General features: G+C 76.7%; 15 protein-coding genes and 1 pseudogene. 8 read left to right on the top strand and 8 right to left on the bottom strand.

From position 1 onward, the window contains the following. Window positions 1-211 precede the first annotated feature (211 nt). Window positions 212-1,441, top strand: coding sequence for a glycoside hydrolase family 6 protein (locus tag QSK52_RS17235; protein ID WP_285736968.1), 1,230 nt, complete (start codon window positions 212-214; stop codon window positions 1,439-1,441). A 94-nt stretch (window positions 1,442-1,535) separates the two neighbouring features. On the opposite strand, the gene QSK52_RS17240 is transcribed toward QSK52_RS17235, so the two are convergent. After that, a complete protein-coding gene (locus QSK52_RS17240) occupies window positions 1,536-2,030 on the bottom strand; it encodes a MarR family winged helix-turn-helix transcriptional regulator (protein WP_285736969.1) in 495 nt (164 codons plus the stop codon). Between the two features lie 111 nt (window positions 2,031-2,141). On the opposite strand from QSK52_RS17240, the gene QSK52_RS17245 reads away from it, so the two are divergent. The 3 genes from QSK52_RS17245 to QSK52_RS17255 all read left to right on the top strand — a co-directional run bounded on the left by QSK52_RS17245 (window position 2,142) and on the right by QSK52_RS17255 (window position 5,552). Further along, window positions 2,142-3,002 (top strand): alpha/beta fold hydrolase, encoded by an 861-nt coding sequence (locus QSK52_RS17245; protein ID WP_285736970.1) that lies wholly within the window; start codon window positions 2,142-2,144, stop codon window positions 3,000-3,002. Between the two features lie 94 nt (window positions 3,003-3,096). Then, entirely contained in the window at window positions 3,097-3,831 is a 735-nt protein-coding gene (locus QSK52_RS17250; protein WP_285736985.1) for an ABC transporter ATP-binding protein, read from the top strand. After that, window positions 3,828-5,552, top strand: coding sequence for a DUF6297 family protein (locus QSK52_RS17255; protein ID WP_285736971.1), 1,725 nt, complete (start codon window positions 3,828-3,830; stop codon window positions 5,550-5,552). Before QSK52_RS17250 ends, QSK52_RS17255 begins: the two co-directional genes overlap by 4 nt. Before the next feature lie 30 nt (window positions 5,553-5,582). Here the strand turns inward: QSK52_RS17255 and QSK52_RS17260 are convergent, their stop codons facing one another. Beyond that, entirely contained in the window at window positions 5,583-6,593 is a 1,011-nt protein-coding gene (locus QSK52_RS17260; protein ID WP_285736972.1) for a hypothetical protein, read from the bottom strand. 186 nt (window positions 6,594-6,779) lie between these two features. On the opposite strand from QSK52_RS17260, the pseudogene QSK52_RS17265 reads away from it, so the two are divergent. Both QSK52_RS17265 and QSK52_RS17270 read left to right on the top strand, forming a co-directional pair. Beyond that, a pseudogene (locus QSK52_RS17265) lies at window positions 6,780-7,412 on the top strand (TetR/AcrR family transcriptional regulator); the annotation flags it as partial. 12 nt (window positions 7,413-7,424) lie between these two features. Beyond that, entirely contained in the window at window positions 7,425-7,775 is a 351-nt protein-coding gene (locus QSK52_RS17270) for a VOC family protein (protein ID WP_285736986.1), read from the top strand. 70 nt (window positions 7,776-7,845) lie between these two features. Here QSK52_RS17270 and QSK52_RS17275 read toward each other — a convergent pair whose 3' ends face one another. Then, window positions 7,846-8,205 (bottom strand): 5-carboxymethyl-2-hydroxymuconate Delta-isomerase, encoded by a 360-nt coding sequence (locus QSK52_RS17275; protein WP_285736973.1) that lies wholly within the window; start codon window positions 8,203-8,205, stop codon window positions 7,846-7,848. 711 nt (window positions 8,206-8,916) lie between these two features. On the opposite strand from QSK52_RS17275, the gene QSK52_RS17280 reads away from it, so the two are divergent. Further along, window positions 8,917-10,929: a SpoIIE family protein phosphatase gene (locus tag QSK52_RS17280; RefSeq protein ID WP_352230290.1), complete on the top strand. Its 2,013-nt coding sequence runs from the start codon at window positions 8,917-8,919 to the stop codon at window positions 10,927-10,929. Between the two features lie 59 nt (window positions 10,930-10,988). Here the strand turns inward: QSK52_RS17280 and QSK52_RS17285 are convergent, their stop codons facing one another. The 5 genes from QSK52_RS17285 to QSK52_RS17305 form a co-directional block, all read right to left on the bottom strand. Continuing rightward, a complete protein-coding gene (locus tag QSK52_RS17285) occupies window positions 10,989-11,414 on the bottom strand; it encodes an SRPBCC family protein (RefSeq protein WP_285736974.1) in 426 nt (141 codons plus the stop codon). Between the two features lie 122 nt (window positions 11,415-11,536). Beyond that, window positions 11,537-11,908: a tetratricopeptide repeat protein gene (locus tag QSK52_RS17290; protein WP_285736975.1), complete on the bottom strand. Its 372-nt coding sequence runs from the start codon at window positions 11,906-11,908 to the stop codon at window positions 11,537-11,539. A gap of 140 nt (window positions 11,909-12,048) precedes the next feature. After that, complete coding sequence (locus QSK52_RS17295) at window positions 12,049-13,455, bottom strand: hypothetical protein (RefSeq protein WP_285736976.1); 1,407 nt, start codon at window positions 13,453-13,455, stop codon at window positions 12,049-12,051. Between the two features lie 231 nt (window positions 13,456-13,686). Then, window positions 13,687-14,037 (bottom strand): Zn-ribbon domain-containing OB-fold protein, encoded by a 351-nt coding sequence (locus tag QSK52_RS17300; protein WP_285736977.1) that lies wholly within the window; start codon window positions 14,035-14,037, stop codon window positions 13,687-13,689. A 187-nt stretch (window positions 14,038-14,224) separates the two neighbouring features. Continuing rightward, on the bottom strand, window positions 14,225-14,953 hold the full coding sequence (locus QSK52_RS17305) for a TetR family transcriptional regulator (protein WP_285736978.1): 729 nt from the start codon (window positions 14,951-14,953) through the stop codon (window positions 14,225-14,227). A gap of 97 nt (window positions 14,954-15,050) precedes the next feature. On the opposite strand from QSK52_RS17305, the gene QSK52_RS17310 reads away from it, so the two are divergent. Further along, window positions 15,051-15,432 (top strand): acyl-CoA dehydrogenase family protein (locus QSK52_RS17310; protein WP_285736979.1); only part of this gene is annotated, 382 nt, incomplete at its 3' end.

Raw genomic sequence — 15,432 nt, forward strand, 5'->3', positions numbered from 1 at the left:
GCGCCGCTCCGGTAAGGGTCCGTGGACGTAGGACCGGGTCCTACGTCCACGGAGCGGCGGCCCCGGGGCGTGAAAGTTTCACCCGGGGGGAAGGCCCTGCTGCGGGTCCGGGCGGGTCCGGGCGGGTCCGGGCGGGCAGCTCTTGACGGGGTGTCGGCGGGGCTGGCTGCATGGCGGCTCCGTTCGCCCACCCCTGACGGAGAGACCCGCCATGCGTCCACCCCACCCCGTCCGAGCCGCGGCCCCGCTGGCCGTGCTGCTCGCCTCCGGCCTCGGACTCGCCACCGCCGTCCCGGCCCAGGCCGCGCCGCCCGCGCCCGCCGCGTCCGGGGCGCGGAGCCTCGCGCCGGACACCCGGTTCTACGTCGACCCGGGGAGCAAGGCCGCGCAGCAGGCGCTGACCGACCTCAAGGCCCACGACCTGCCGGGCGCCCTGGCGATGGCCGAGCTGGCGTCCTGGCCGGTCGCGCAGTGGTTCAACGGGACGGCCACCCCGCAGCAGACCACCGACGCGATGGCCGCGCTGCAGGCGAAGGCCGCCAAGGCCCGGCAGGTGCCGGTCGCGGTGGCGTACAACGTGCCGGGCCGGGACTGCTCGCAGTACTCGGCGGGCGGCGCCTCCAACAGCACCGAGTACGCGGCCTGGATCGACGCCCTGGCCCGCGGCATCGGCGACCGCAGGACGGTGGTCATCCTGGAGCCGGACGGCCTCGCCCTGTCGCCCGCGTACTGCGGCGGCACCCCCGCCCAGCAGCAGGACCGCCTCGCCGAGATCTCCGGCGCGGTGGACCGGCTGGAGCAGCAGCGCGGCGCGATGGTCTACCTGGACGCCGGGCACAGCAGCTGGCAGAACGTCGGCACCCAGGCGCAGCTGCTGATCGACGGCGGCGTCGCCAAGGCGCAGGGCTTCTTCCTGAACGTGTCGAACTACCAGACCGACGCCGCGCTGACCCGCTACGGCACCCTGGTCTCCCAGTGCGTCTGGTACCTGCAGAACACCCCCGGCGCCACCGCCGACTCCTGCGCCAACCAGTACTGGCCCGCCGCGGACGCCGACGCCTGGTACGCCGAGCGCGTCCCGGCCGACGCGAAGCTCACCCACTTCGTGATCGACAGCAGCCGCAACGGCCAGGGCGCCTGGACGCCGGAGCCCGGCAAGTACACCGGCGACCCGCAGACCTGGTGCAACCCGCCCGGCCGCGGCCTCGGCTCCCGCCCCACCGCGAACACCGGCCGGCCCCTGCTGGACGCCTTCCTGTGGATCAAGGTCCCCGGCGAGTCCGACGGCAGCTGCACCCGCGGCACCGCGGGCCCGGCCGACCCCGAGTACGGCTCGGTCGACCCGGTCGCGGGCGGCTGGTGGCCCGAGCAGGCGCACGCGCTCGCGCAGAACGCCGCCCCGAAGCTGACCTTCAACACCGGCCTGCTGCCGCAGCACTGACCCCGCAGCACCGACCCGCACCACCCCGGACGCCCGGGCGAGCGACCACTCGCCCGGGCGTCCGCCGTTCTCCCCCCGCCCGTTCACCCGCCCGTCAGCCGCCCGCCGCGTCGGCGTGTCGGGCGACGATCCCCCGCATCGCCGCCAGGAAGCCCTGCACGGTCTCCCGTTCGGCCGCCGACAGCCCGTCGACCAGCGCGACCGTCTCGCCGATCAGCGGCCCGAAGAAGCCCTGGCCCAGCGCCACCGCCCGCTCGGTGACCTCCAGCAGGACGCGCCGCCGGTCGTGCGGGTCGCGGGCGCGGCGGACGTGGCCCAGCCGCTCCAGCCGGTCCAGGACGGCGGTGGTGCCCGCCGAGTTGAGGCCCAGCTCGCGGCCGAGCCGGCCCGGCGTGGCGGGCGTGCCCTCCCGGGCGGCGTCCAGCAGGGCGATCAGCGCCCGCAGGTCGGTCGGGTGCAGGCCGTGGCGCTGGGCGAACGCGGCGGCCAGCAGGTCGAGTTCGACGGTCAGGGCGCGCAGTTGGTGCACCGTGCGCAGCCCGGGGCCGGGATCCGGGAAGGGGGGCGCGGTCGGGGTCGGGTCGGTCATGCCGGGCCTTTCGACGGGTCGGGGCGGTTGTCCGGGGTGGCTCCGGTGTGCATATTATCTCGCCGAGCGAGAAGATTGCCGAGCGAGACAAAACCCTCCCAGGAGACCAGCATGGGATTCGACCGGTCCGCCTTCCTGTCCGCCTACGACGCCCTGCTCGACCGCTGGCCCGTCCCGGTCGACACCCTCGACCTCGACACCCCCTGGGGCACCACCCGGGTCAACGCCGCCGGAGCGCCCGACGCCCCGCCCCTGCTGCTGCTCCACGGCGGCGGCGCGACCGCCGCCGGTTGGTGGGCCAACGCCGCCGCACTCGCGCGCACCGCCCGGGTGTACGCCGTCGACCGGATCGGCGAGGCGGGCCGCTCCGACCCCGGCGACCGCACGCCCCCGCGCACCGTCGACGAGCTCCACCGCTGGCTCGACACCGTCCTCGACGCGCTGGGCACCGGCCGCGTCGACCTGTGCGGCCACTCCTACGGCGGCTGGATCGCCCTGAGCTACGCCCTGCGCCGCCCCGACCGGATCTCCCGGCTGGCCCTGCTCGACCCCACCGGCTGCTTCACCGGCTACCGCCCCTCGTACCTGCTGCACGCCGCCCCGATGCTGGCCCGCCCCAGCGAGCGCCGCGCCCTGGCCTTCCTCGCCTGGGAGACCGGCGGCGTCCCCCTCGACCCGGACTGGACCCGGCTGTACGGCCTCGCCGCGACCTTCCCCGCCGCCCGCCCCGTCACCGGCCCCCGCCCCACCCCCGCGGCCCTCGCCACCCTGGCGGCGCCCTGCCTGCTGCTGCCCGCCGCCGACAGCCGCACCCACGACCCGCGCGTCCTCGCCGCCCGCGCCGCGCACCTGCTCCCGCAGGCCCGCGTCCGCACCCTGGCGGGCGTCTCCCACCACGGCCTCCCGTACCTGCGGGCCGCCGAGCTCGACGCCGAACTGACCGCCTTCCTCGCCCCCTCCCCGACGCCCTGAACGGCCCGGCCCGCAGCGGCGGCCGGGCCGGTGGGGAGAGGGCACGGGCCACGGTCCATACTTGGGCGATCACTCGTCGAGAGGCACCGCCCGGATGGCCGAGAACTCCTCCGCAGCACGCGGAGCACTGCTGCAACTGACCGGCGTCAGCCGCTCGTACGGCGGCCGGGAGGTGCTGCACCCCGTCGACCTCGCGCTCGCGGCCGGCGAGTGCGTGGCCCTGCTCGGGCACAACGGCTCCGGCAAGTCGACCCTGCTGCGGGTCGCGGCCGGACGCGACCTGCCCACGAAGGGCACCGTCCGCTTCGACGGCCTGGCGATGGACGAGAACGACCCCCGGATCCGGGCCCGGGTCGCCGTCGTCGGCGACACCGTCGCCTGCTACCCCGACCTCACCGTCCGCGAGCACCTGCTGCTGGTCGCCGTCGCGCACGGCGTCGCCGACGCCGCCGACTGGGTCGACCAGGTGCTGGAGAACCGCTCGCTCACCGAACGGGCCGACGCCCTGCCCACCGCCCTCTCCTCCGGTCAGATGCAGGCCCTGCTGCTGGCCTGCGCCATGGTCCGCCCCCGCGACCTGCTGCTGCTCGACGAACCCGAGCAGCGCCTCGACCCGGAGGCCCGCCGCCGGCTCGCCGAACTCCTGAAGGCCGAACTCGCCGACGGGGTCGCGGTGCTGCTGGTCACCCACCACACCGACCTCGCCCTGGAGGTCGCCGACCGCGCCGTGGTCCTGGAGGACGGCCGGGTCGTCCGCCAGGGGCCGCCCGCCCGGGTCCTCGCCACCGCGGCCGCCGCCCCCGGCGCCGGAACGGCCGGGCTCCGGTGAGCGGCCCGGACACCGCGGTCGAGGCCGAGGAGGAGCAGGAGCGGGACGCGGCCGCCGCGTGGACGGCGGACGACGACTGGACCGACGAGGCGCTCGCCCTGCTGCGCGCCCTGCGCGCCCCGCACCGGCGCAACCGGGCCAAGCAGGTCGCCTTCGCCCTCTACTGCACGGTGCTGCTCCTGGTGGTCTGGGGCGGCATCCCCAGCCTCGGCCTCTTCCTGCAGGCCTCGATGGGCGCCGACTACACCGGCTACGGCCCCGGCCTGCTCGCGGGCCTTCCCAGCGGCACCGCCGCGGCCGGGCTCGCCGTCCTGCTGCTGGCCGTCCGCGACGGGCTGTGGCGCGGCCCGGTCGTCCCGCCCCGGGCCACCACCGACTGGCTGCTCGCCCACCCCGTCCGGCCCCGACCCGTGCTGCGGCCCTGGTTCTGGCTCTCCTGCGCCCTGGCCCTCTTCCCCGGCCTGGTGGCCGCCCTCGGCGGCACGGTCGCGCTCGGCCTGACCGTGCGCACCGGCCTGCCCGCCGCCCTCGCCTGGTGCCTGGTCGGCGGGGCCTGCCTGCCGCTGCTGGGCGTCTGCGCGGGCCTGCTGGTGCAGCGCGACCCGCGGGCCGCCCACTGGGCGCGCCGACTGACCCCGTACGCGACCGCGCTGGTCGTCGCCCTCGCCGTGCAGAGCGCGCTGGCCGTCGCCGGACACCCCGTGCACTGGCTGGAGCGGGTCGAACTGTGGTCCGGCCCGTGGGGCTGGGCCGGGATCGCCGCCCTGGCCCCGACCCCCGCCGCCGTCCCCGGCGGGCTGCTCGCCGCCGCCCTGCTGGTCGTGCCGACCGCGTTGGCCCTGGTGCTCGCCGACCGGGCCGTCGCCACCGTGTCGCTGGCCCTGCTGCGGGAGCGCGCCCGCACCGCCGCGGGGGTGCTGGCCGCGCTGCGGACGGTCGAACTGCGCGCCGCCCGGCTGGCCGTCTCCAGCGCCTCCGGGGAGGGCAGTCGGCTGCGGGTGCGGCTGCCCGCGCCCCGACGGCCCTGGCTGGTCCTGTACTGGCGCGACACCCTCTCCCTGCTCCGCACCCCCGCCCGGCTCGGCCGCGCGGTGCTGCTGGCGGTGCCCGCCCTGCTCTGCGCCGTCCCGGCGAGCGACGCCCGGGGCCTGCTGTCCTGGGCGGTCACCGGGCTCGCGCTGCTCTTCGGCTACCTCGCCCTGGCCCAACTGCTGGAGCCCGCCCGGATCGAGACCGACGACGTGCGCCGCTCCTCCTGGTCCCCGTACCCGTTCGCCGGGCTGATGCTGCGCCACGCGGTGGTGCCCACCGTCCTCGGACTCCTGCTCGGGACGGCCGGGGCGGTGGCGGTGCTCGCGCTCGGCGGCGGCGCGACGGCCTGGCTCGCGCTGCCGGCCGTCCCGCCGCTGGTCGCCGCCGGGCTGGTGAACGCCTGCCGCGGCGCGGCCCGCAACGACCTGCTGTACCGCTCGCCCCAGCCCAGCGGCGGGAGCACCGGCGTCCTGATGTTCACCGCCTGGTACGCGGCCGGTCCGGCCGTGACGGTGCCGCTGCTGGCGCTGCCGCTGTCGGTGGTGCTGCGCGGCGGGCCGGGGGTCGGGCCGCTGCCGGTCGCGGCGTTCGGGCTGCTGCTGGCCGCCGCCCTGCTCCAGTGGGCCCGGCTCCGGGCGACCGCCCTGCCCCGGCAGGCCCGGCCCGCCACGGCGGCGGCCAGGGCGTAGCGGCCCGCGGCCCGGCGACCCGGCGGCGCGTCAGCCGCGGTAGCGCCGGGCCACCGCGGCGAAGGCGGCCTTGGGCTCCCAGGCCATCTCCGGGTAGGTGGTGCCGCGGCGGTCCTCCAGCAGCCTGACGATGCCCAGGGACGCCCGGTCCAGGTCGTTCCTGGGGTCGCCGTCCGGGCGGTACGGGTAGCCGGAGAGGGCGAACAGGAAGACGAACGCGCTGTCCACGCCCTCCTCCTCGAAGACCTCCAGCAGCTCGTCCAGGTACGCGGCCTGCCCCTCCTCGTCGCGCTCGTGCACGCCGTCCAGGCGCAGCGGCGCCCCGGTCACCGGGTCGTGCTCGACCACCTCCAGCACCCGCCCGCCGCGGTCGCCCGCGCCGCGGTAGGCGGCGGTGCCGAAACCGGTGACGGCGAGCGGCTTCGGACCCCGGGCCAGGGTGCGCACCGCCCCGCGGAACACACCGGCGACCTCGGCGGAGCGCAGCAGCTCGAAGGTGGTGAAGTCGAAGGGCGTCCAGTCGACCTGCTCGAACTGGATCGCCGCGTAGGTCAGCCGCCCGCCGAAGCGGGCCCGGACCTCGGCGGCGGCCCTGCCCAGGAAGGCGTTCATCCGCCCGCCCAGCTCGCGGATCGCCCCCGCCCGCTCCTCCGGCCGGGCCATCAGCCGCCCGACCCGCTCCTCGGGGCCGTCCCCCGGCAGGAAACCGCGGTTCATCACGCTCAGCTCGACCCCCGCGACGAACACCACCTCGGCCCCGCCGCGCCGCAGCCGCTCGGCCCGCTCCGCGCAGTCGCGCAGCAGCGCGAGGACCTGCTCCGGCTCCAGCTCCAGCGGGTAGGGCGAGAACCACACCTCCAGCCCCAGCCCGGCCGCCGCCGCCGCGGCCAGCTCCAACCGCTCCGGATCGCCGCCGATCACCTGGACGGCGTTGCAGTGCAGGTCGTCGCGGATGACGGCGAGCTCGCGCCGCACCACCGCCGGGTCGAAGTCCGGGCGGGACGTCCGGCCGTGCACGACGAACCCGGTGTCGTAGGTCATTCCCCTTGCCCGCACGGTGCTCTTCCTCTCCTCGGTCCTTGTTCGGCGCGAGCCGAGACTGGCAAGAAAAATGCGCGCACGCAAATTTGCTTCCGCGCAAGTTTACGGTTGGGCAAGTTTGCGGTTGGGCAAGTTTGCGGTTGGGCAAGTTTGCGGGCGCGCAGAGCGGTGTGGAAGGCTGGCCGCGTGACGACACCCGGGCTGCGGGAGCGGAAGAAGCGGGCCACCCGTGCGGCCCTGCGCGAGGCGGCGCTGCGCCTGGCCCTGGAGCGGGGCCCCGACGCCGTGCGGGTCGAGGAGATCGCCGAGGCGGCCGGAGTCTCCCCGCGCACCTACAACAACTACTTCGCCAGCCGCGAGCAGGCGATCGCCTCCGCCGTCAGCGCCGACCGGGAGGCGAGGATCGCGGCGGCCGTCGCCGCCCGGCCCGCGGAGGTACGGCTGGCCGAGGCCGTCACCGACGCGGTGGTCGAGCAGTACGCGGACACCGGTGCGCAGGCCCCCGAGGCACTGCTGCTGGTCGTCACCCGGCCCGCACTGCGCGAGGCGTTCCTCGGCACCACCGCCGGGATCGAACCCCCGCTCGCCGAGGCGATCGCCGCCCGGCTCGACGGCGGCGCCGCACCGGAGACCGCCCGCGTCCTCGCGGCCGCCACCGCCGCGGCGGTCCGCCTCGCGCTCCAGGACTGGCTCCGCCCGGCGGACGGCGCGGGGGCCGGGGGCCTGGTCGTGCCCACCGGTTCGCTGTCCGAGCGGCTCCGCGCGGCGCTGGCCCCGCTCGCGCCCGCCTTCGACGCGGCCGAGCAGCAGGTCCGGCCGGAGCGCCGTCAGGTGCGGCGCGTGGTGCCCAACCTGCAGGTGCCGGGGGAGGGGGCGCAGCGCAGGAACCTGGAGTTCTACCGCCTGCTCGGCCTCGAGGAGGCGATGAACCACGGATGGATCATGACGCTGTTCGCCCCCGGCAACCCGACCGCCCAGCTCAGCCTCGCGACCCGGGACGGCACCGCGCCCGTCGTCCCGGACCTCAGCGTGGAGGTGGACGACGTGGACGCGACGTACGCGGCGGTGCGGGAGGCGGGAGCGGAGATCGTCCACTCCCTGCGCGACGAGGAGTGGGGCGTGCGGCGCTTCTTCGTCCGCGACCCGAACGGCCGGGTGGTCAACGTCCTCGGCCATCGCTGAGGACCCGCCCGGACCTCGGGTCGGTCTCCGAGGTCGGTCTCCGAGGCCGGTCCGGGCGGTCGGTGCGCGGCTACCAGCCGCTGCGCAGGCGGTAGGAGTCGGTGAGGTCGCGGACCTCGGCCGAGCGCACCACCTCGCGGCCCAGCACCGGCCGCAGGTGCTTGTCCAGCAGCCGCAGCACCTCCTCGGAGAGCCGGGCCTTGAGGCCTTCCGGCCGCCCCGGCAGCAGGCCGATCGCGATGTGCACGAAGGCGACCAGCTGGCCGTCCGCGGTGTCGACCCAGGTCTCCGCGGCCGGGCGGAAGAAGGTCTTGCACACCCCCCGGGAGGCCACCCACTCGCGCACCAGCGGGTGCAGCTCGCGGACGAAGCCGGGGCGGTCGAAGGCGTCGGCGAGCTGCGGGGAGTAGTCGACGGTGATGTGCGGCATGACGGGGACCTCTCCGCGCAGATGCTTGGCTTCTACATCCACCCATCCTCCTCCCGCCCCGTCCCGGCCCCGCGCCCGGGGTGCCCGCCCAGCGGACGCCCCGGACCGGAGAGCGGTCACCAGCGGCCCCACCACGGCGGCGGGGGCGGATCCGCCGGCGCCGCCGAGGGCTGCTCCGGGTGCAGGCCGAGCCTGCGCAGCGCCGCCGCGTCCACGCCCACCTGCACCACGCACCGTCGCCGCCCGTCCGGCCAGAGGCAGTTCAGCAGGTCGATGCGGATCTCGTCGTCACCCAGCGGGAACCAGTCGATGCCGCGGGCGCGCAGTCAAGCCCGCAGGTGCTCCTCCCACGACGGCTGCTTCGCGGTGTTCCGGTACTCCAGCACGTACACCCACTGCTCCTCGGCCTCGGCCTCGGCCTCGACCCCGGTCGGTTTCTCGTCCATGTGGCCCAGTCTGCTCCCGCCCTGAGCTCCTGTCAGGCGAACAGGGTCCGGTGGAACCGGATCGCCGCCCGGGAAAATCCGGGCGCGGCCATTGGCCCGGTCCGAGCCGGGAGTGTAGGAATGGGCGTATGACCCGGTTTCGGGCAGCACCCGGTGGACGCAGCGTGGCGGACCAGGCCCCTCCGCGACAGCTGTCCATCCCCCCGCGCCCCCCGCGCCGCGCCCCCGGGGCGCCCCCGGCCCCCGCCCCCGCCGGACGGCCCGGATGACGGCCGCGGCGCACGGGACGGGACGGCACCGCGCGCCCGAACCCGTCCTCGTCCGCGAAGGCGTCCTGCTGCTCGACGCCGACCTGCGGATCCGCTACGCCAACGACGAGGCCCGCCGCCTGCTCGACTTGCCCGCCGACTGCGAGGGCCGCCCGGTCGACGCGCTCGGCCTGCCGGAGGGCCTCACCGCCCTGCTGCACCGCGACGGCGAACTCACCGGCGCCCCGGTCGCCGTCCACGGCCGCGCCCTCACCGTCGACCTGCACGCCGCCGACCGCACCGGCGGGCCGCCCTGCCGGATCGCCACCCTGCGCGACAGCGCCCCGCTCACCGGCCCCGACACCGCCCGGCTGCGCCTGGAACTGCTCTACCGGGCCGGTGCCTCGATCGGCACCACCCTCGACATCACCCGCACCTGCGAGGAGCTCGCCGCCGCCCTCGTCCCCGCGTTCGCCGACTTCGCCAGCGTCGACCTGTACGAGGGCGTCCCGGCGGGCGGCGAACCCCGCCCCGGGCAGAACCGCCCGCTGCGCCGCGCCGCCCTGGCGGGCGTCACCGACCTGCCGCCGCTGCTGGCGCCCGGCTCGCCCGTCCCGCTGATCCCCGGCACCCCGCGGGCCCGGGCCGTCGCCGGGCTGTGCTCGGTGGTCGAACCTGACCTGTCGGCCGCCCTCGCGGCCTGGGACGAGATCAACCCCGGCACCGTCGAGGCGATGCGCGAGCAGCGGGTGCACACCCTGGTCACGGTGCCGCTGGCGGTCGGCGGGACGCTGCTGGGCGTGGCCACCTTCTGGCGGGCCCGCCCGCGCCCCGCCTTCGACGAGGAGGACCGCACCCTCGCCGAGGAGCTCACCGCCCGCGCCGCCGTCCTGGTGGAGAACGCCCGCCGCTACACCCGCGAGCACACCATGGCCGTCGCCCTGCAGCACAGCCTGCTGCCCGCCGGGCTGCCCGAGCAGCACGCCCTGGAGGTCGCCTCCCGCTACCTGCCCGCCCAGGCGGGCGTCGGCGGCGACTGGTTCGACGTCATCCCGCTCTCCGGAGCCCGGGTCGCCCTGGTCGTCGGCGACGTGGTCGGCCACGGCGTCCACGCGGTCGCCACCATGGGACGGCTGCGCACCGCCGTGCACACCTTCTCCTCGCTCGACCTCGCCCCCGACGAACTGCTCGGCCACCTCGACGCCCTGGTCAACCGCCTCGACCAGGAGCACCCCGCCCCCGACGGGGCCGAGCGCCCGATCACCGGCGCGACCTGCCTGTACGCCGTCTACGACCCGGTCACCCGCCGCTGCACGCTCGCCCGGGCCGGCCACCTGCCGCCCGCGGTGGTCCACCCCGACGGCCGGGTCGAGATCGTCGACCTGCCCGCCGGACCGCCGCTCGGCGTCACCGGCCTGCCCTACGAGACCGCCGAACTCGACCTCCCCGAGGGCAGCCGCCTGGTGCTGTACACCGACGGGCTGCTCGCCCCCCGCGGCCACGACCTCGACCACGGCCTGAAACTGCTGCGCGCCGCCCTCGCCCGTCCCGGCCGCGACCCCCGGCAGACCTGCGAGGACCTGCTCGCCGCCCTGCTGCCCGCCGACCCCGCCGACGACGTCGCCCTGCTGGTCGCCCGCACCCGGGCGCTGCCCGCCGACCACGTCGCCGACTGGGAGGTCCCCGCCGACCCGGCCGCCGTCGCCCGGATCCGCGCCGCCGTCACCCGCCGCCTCGACGACTGGGGCCTGTCCGAGCAGGCCTTCGCCGCCGAACTCGTGCTCAGCGAACTGATCACCAACGCCATCCGGTACGCCGCCCCGCCGATCCGGGTCCGGCTGCTCCGCGACCGGGCGCTGATCTGCGAGGTCTGGGACGGCTCGGCCACCTCCCCGCACCTGCGCTACGCCACCGACACCGACGAGGGCGGCCGCGGCCTGTTCCTGGTCGCCCAGCTCGCCGAACGCTGGGGCACCCGCTACCCCGCCAGCGGCAAGGTCATCTGGGCCGAACTCCCGCTGGGGGAGTGAGCCCGGGGGCGCCCCCGGGGAGCCGCCCGGACGGCTCCGGGACAGCTCCTCAGGACGGTTCACTCCTCGCAGAGCTGCTTGAACAGCTCCAGGTCGGCGCGCACCGCCTCCTCCACGGCCCGGCTCTGCGCGAAGCCGCCCGGGCCGCCCAGCACCCCGGCCAGCTCCTGCGGGTCGTACTCCAGGCGCAGCTGCACCCGGGTGTGCGCCGCGTCCAGCGGGCGCAGCGCGAAGGTGCCGCGCAGCGGCGGCCCCTCGACCGTCTCCCAGCTCATCACCCGGCCCCGCCCGCGGTCGGTCAGCTCCGCGTCCACCGCGTGCCGCTCGCCGCCGAACTCCACGTCCAGGTGCGCGTGGTGGCGGCCGTGCGCGCTGGCGTGCACCACCCCGGCGACGAACAGCGGGTACTCCGCCACCCGGTGCAGCTGCGACCAGGCCGTCCCCACCGGGGCGGTCACCTCGATCTGCTCCTCCAGCGTCCGCATCGGCCGCACCTCCGTGTCGGTTCCCCGCGCGCTCCCTCCAGCCTGCCAGGGGCCGGGCCGGGCGACGACAGCAGACCGCCCCCGGCCGTCGGACGGCCGGGGGCGGTGCGGGCGGGGCGGGGTCAGGCGTCGGGGAACTCCCCGTCGAACGCCGCGGCCAGCCGCAGGTACGGGGCGGCCTCGGCGGCCCGGCCCTGGCGCTCCAGGACGCGGCCGAGCACCAGGTGCGCGTAGTGCTCCACCGGGTCGCGCTCGATCACCTCGCGCAGCTGCTCCTCGGCGCGGCGCAGCTGGGCCGAGTGGTAGTAGGCGCGGGCCAGCAGCAGGCGCGGGCCGACCTGCTCGGGCACCTCGTCGACGACCCCGGCGAGGATCAGCGCGGCGTCCGAGTACGCCTTGGAGTCGAAGAACAGCTGGGCGCGGGCCCAGCGCTCGGCGGCGCTCTCGCCCGGGTTCACCAGGGACGCACTGCCGTGGCGGAGGTCGGTGGTCATGCCTGCTCCTTCCCGTTTCCGGGTCCTGCCGGGCCGCGGTGCCCGACAGTCGGTTGAACATTCACCTACCTGGGGGTATTCCACGCGCCCGCCGCACCGCCCGGGACGGCCCGGAGCGGTTCAGGACGGTCCGGAGCCGCTCAGGACAGCTCCAGCAGCCGGTGCATGAACGGCACCGGCAGCGCCGGGTTCGCCGCCGCGGCCTCCGGCTGCGCGTCCGGCTCCAGCGCACCCAGCAGCGCCCGCAGCGGCAGCCGCGGATCGCCCGCCGCCGCCCGCGCCACCACCGCGTCCCGGTCCGCGGCCAGCGCCGCCAGCACCCCCGGCTCCAGCTCCGGATCGCGCAGCGCCGCCAGGCGCAGCGCGGGCTCCGCCCGGTCCGCCCAGCGGGCCAGGCCCGGCGCCGCGAACCGCGGGTCCGCCACCAGCGAGGCCGGGCCGAGCAGCTGCTCGTACACCGAGCGCAGCAGTTCGCCCGGGGCGTCCGCGCAGTGCTCCGCCAGCGCCAGGCGCACCGACAGCTCCCGGTCCGCGGCCAGCACCGCCACCACCTCGCCGGGCAGCCGCTCCAGCGAGGCCACCGCGCAGCGCACCAGCGGGTGCGCCGAACCCGCCAGCCGCCGCAGCTCCGCCGGGTCGCCCGCCCGCTCCGCCACCCACGGCAGCGCCGGGGGCACGTCCGGCAGCCGGTAGGCCACCGCCGCGCGCCGGGCCTCCGTCAGGTCCGCGCGCAGCGACACCGCCAGGCGCACCGCCTCGTGCGGGTCCGTCGCCAGCCCCAGCGCCAGGTCGGTGGGCAGGTGCGGGTTGCCCGCCACCGCGGCCCGGATCCGCGGGTCGTCGTCCAGCACCAGCCACTCGCCCAGCGCCCGCTCGATCGCCGCCGAGGCCGCCGTCCGCTCCCGGCGCGCCGGGTCGCTCTCCGCGATGTACCCGGCCAGCGTCACCGGCAGTTCCCGCTCCACCCGCAGCGCCCGCCGCACCGCGGCCCGCACCGCCGGATCCCGGTCCGCCCGCAGCCCCGTGCGCACCGTCGGCGGCAGGTGCGGCCAGGACTCCGCCCGCACCGCGGCCGCCCGCACCAGCGCCGAGCCGTCCTGCGCCAGGCGCACCAGCAGCTCCGGCGGCAGGCCCGCGCAGCCCGGCACCCGGCGGCGGGTGTCCGGGTCCCGGTCGGCGGCCAGCGCGGCCAGCACCGCCGGGGGCAGCACCACCCGGTGCGCGGCGGAGGCCGCGGCCCGCCGCACCCGGCGCTCCCGGTCGCCCGCCAGCGCCGCCAGGGTCTGCGCCGACAGGCCCGGACGCTCGGCCAGCGCCGCCCGCACCTGCCACTGCGGATGCCGCAGCGCGGCCTCCGCCACCGGCGCCGGCAGCTCCGCGCGGCGCGCCAGCCAGCCGGGCTCCGCGCCGTCCGCCAGCAGCCGCTCCAGCACCTCGGCCGGGGCCCCCGGATTGGCCGCCAGGCCGCTGCGCCAGGCCCGCACCGGTGGCGGGCCGGACAACGGGCGCCAGGCGGCAGCCGACTGATGTGCGCTCAGATCGAGCACCTGTGGATACCTCCCCCGGAACGACAAACGCCACCGACCCTACCCGCGCGGCGGCGGTGCGTGCACCGGTTCCCGCCAGGCGGGCACGGACGGTCCACGGCATGTCGGAAGTGTGCGCACGACGCGGACGTCCGAAGGAGGAACGCCCCCGGCGCATGGCACCGAGTGCCATGCGCCGGGGGCGCGGACCGGGCGCCGGTGGGGCGGCGGCCGGTGGACGGTGGGGAGCGGTCAGAGCCGGGGTGCGAGGCGGAAGGTCAGCACCCGGCCGCCCTCCTCGCTGGTCACCAGGTGCACCCGGGAGCCGATCGGCACCGCCCCCGGCAGGCCGCCGAGCACCGCGGCCTGCACGGTGAACCCCTCGTCCAGCACGATCAGGTACGGCCGCCCCAGGTGCGGGCCCCGGCGGGTCGGACGCAGCAGGCGCTGCACCGTGCCCTGGCCGCAGGCCCGCGCGGGCGTCAGGTCCGCCGAGCCGCACACCGGGCACAGCAGGCAGGTCGCCGCGCTGGCCGAGTGGCACCAGTGGCAGCGCCGGTAGTCGAGTTCCGCCTCGGCCGGCGCGAGCATCGTGAGGGTCATGGCCGTCTCCTCCCTGAGCCTGGGTGCGCCGCCGTACCGCCGCCCGGGAGCGGGCGTGCGGTCGGGGCGTCTGCCAGAAGGAAGGTATGGCACTCAGTGCCTCGTGTAAAGGTACGGAGTGCCAGTCATATCGGCCGATCTTCGACGGGGCGTCAGTTCCGCAGGTCGGTGGACGGGTGCAGCGGCCTCAGCCCTCCAGGGCGGCCTCGACGCCCTGCACCACCCGCCACATCGGCGTCCCCCGCCGGGCCACCATCACCACCACCTCGTCGTCCTGCGAGGATCCGCCGGAGGTGCCCGCGGCGCCGTCGCCCCAGGTGTCGACCACGAGCTGGAGCGCCTCGTCCACCGCCGTCCCCACGTCGCCCTCGCCGCCCGAGCGCAGCCAGGAGCGCAGGGCGAAGTTGTGCGCCGCGACCACCGCCGCCGCGATCACGTCCGCCCGCAGCGCGCCGTCCGAGCGGGCCGCGTACCGGGTGCGCAGGTGGCCCGCCAGGGTGCGCTCGTAGCGCCACACCACCGACAGTTCGTGGATCCGCAGGGTGGGCACCTGCTTGGTCAGCCGGTAGCGGCCCACCGAGAACGCCGGGTTGCCCGCGTACATCCGCAGCACCAGCCGGGCCGCGTCGCACACCTGCTCCACCGGGTCGCCCGCCGGGTCGGCCGCCGCCAGGAAGGCCGTCATGTCCGCCAGGCAGCCGTCGTGGTCGGGGAAGACCACCGCCTCCTTCGACGGGAAGTAGCGGAAGAACGACCGCCGCCCGACGCCCGCCAGCGAGACGATGTCGTCGATCGTCGTCTGCTCGAACCCCCGCTCCGAGAACAGCTCGAAGGCGGCCTCCACCAGCGCGTCCCGCATCGTCGGCCGCCCTGCCCCGCCCCCGGCGGTCCGCTCCTGCTCGTGCACCTCGCTCATACCCGGACGGTAGCACCGACCCGGGTGTTCGGGCTGGGCCGGACGACACTGAGTGTGCATAATCGGGGGTACTGAGTGCCACACCGAGGAGACTGCCATGACCCAGGACTTCGACCTCTACCGGCTCGGCGAGGAGCACGAGATGCTCCGGGAGTCGGTGCGTGCGCTGGCGGAGGCGAAGATCGCTCCGTTCGCGGCGGCGGTGGACGAGGAGGGGCGGTTCCCTCAGGAGGCGTTGGAGGCGTTGCGGGGGGCGGACCTGCACGCGGTGCACGTGCCGGAGGAGTTCGGGGGTGCGGGGGCGGACGCGCTGGCGACGGTGCTGGTGATCGAGGAGGTGGCGCGGGTGTGCGCGTCGTCGTCGTTGATCCCGGCGGTGAACAAGCTGGGGTCGTTGCCGGTGCAGTTGGCGGGGTCGCAGGAGTTGAAGGAGAAGTACCTGGGGGCGCTGGCGCGGGGGGAGGGGATGTTCTCGTACT

The sequence above is a fragment of the Kitasatospora phosalacinea genome, assembly GCF_030268885.1.
GTDB lineage: Bacteria > Actinomycetota > Actinomycetes > Streptomycetales > Streptomycetaceae > Kitasatospora > Kitasatospora phosalacinea_C.

Excerpts from the sequence above, each read along its gene's own strand:
- QSK52_RS17235 (WP_285736968.1), top strand. The coding sequence starts at position 212 with ATGCGTCCACCCCACCCCGTCCGAGCCGCGGCCCCGCTGGCCGTGCTG.
- QSK52_RS17300 (WP_285736977.1), bottom strand. The coding sequence starts at position 14,037 with ATGACCCTCACGATGCTCGCGCCGGCCGAGGCGGAACTCGACTACCGG.
- QSK52_RS17305 (WP_285736978.1), bottom strand. The coding sequence starts at position 14,953 with ATGAGCGAGGTGCACGAGCAGGAGCGGACCGCCGGGGGCGGGGCAGGG.
- QSK52_RS17245 (WP_285736970.1), top strand. The coding sequence starts at position 2,142 with ATGGGATTCGACCGGTCCGCCTTCCTGTCCGCCTACGACGCCCTGCTC.
- QSK52_RS17275 (WP_285736973.1), bottom strand. The coding sequence starts at position 8,205 with ATGCCGCACATCACCGTCGACTACTCCCCGCAGCTCGCCGACGCCTTC.
- QSK52_RS17240 (WP_285736969.1), bottom strand. The coding sequence starts at position 2,030 with ATGACCGACCCGACCCCGACCGCGCCCCCCTTCCCGGATCCCGGCCCC.
- QSK52_RS17290 (WP_285736975.1), bottom strand. The coding sequence starts at position 11,908 with ATGACCACCGACCTCCGCCACGGCAGTGCGTCCCTGGTGAACCCGGGC.
- QSK52_RS17250 (WP_285736985.1), top strand. The coding sequence starts at position 3,097 with ATGGCCGAGAACTCCTCCGCAGCACGCGGAGCACTGCTGCAACTGACC.
- QSK52_RS17285 (WP_285736974.1), bottom strand. The coding sequence starts at position 11,414 with ATGCGGACGCTGGAGGAGCAGATCGAGGTGACCGCCCCGGTGGGGACG.
- QSK52_RS17280 (WP_352230290.1), top strand. The coding sequence starts at position 8,917 with ATGACGGCCGCGGCGCACGGGACGGGACGGCACCGCGCGCCCGAACCC.
- QSK52_RS17260 (WP_285736972.1), bottom strand. The coding sequence starts at position 6,593 with ATGACCTACGACACCGGGTTCGTCGTGCACGGCCGGACGTCCCGCCCG.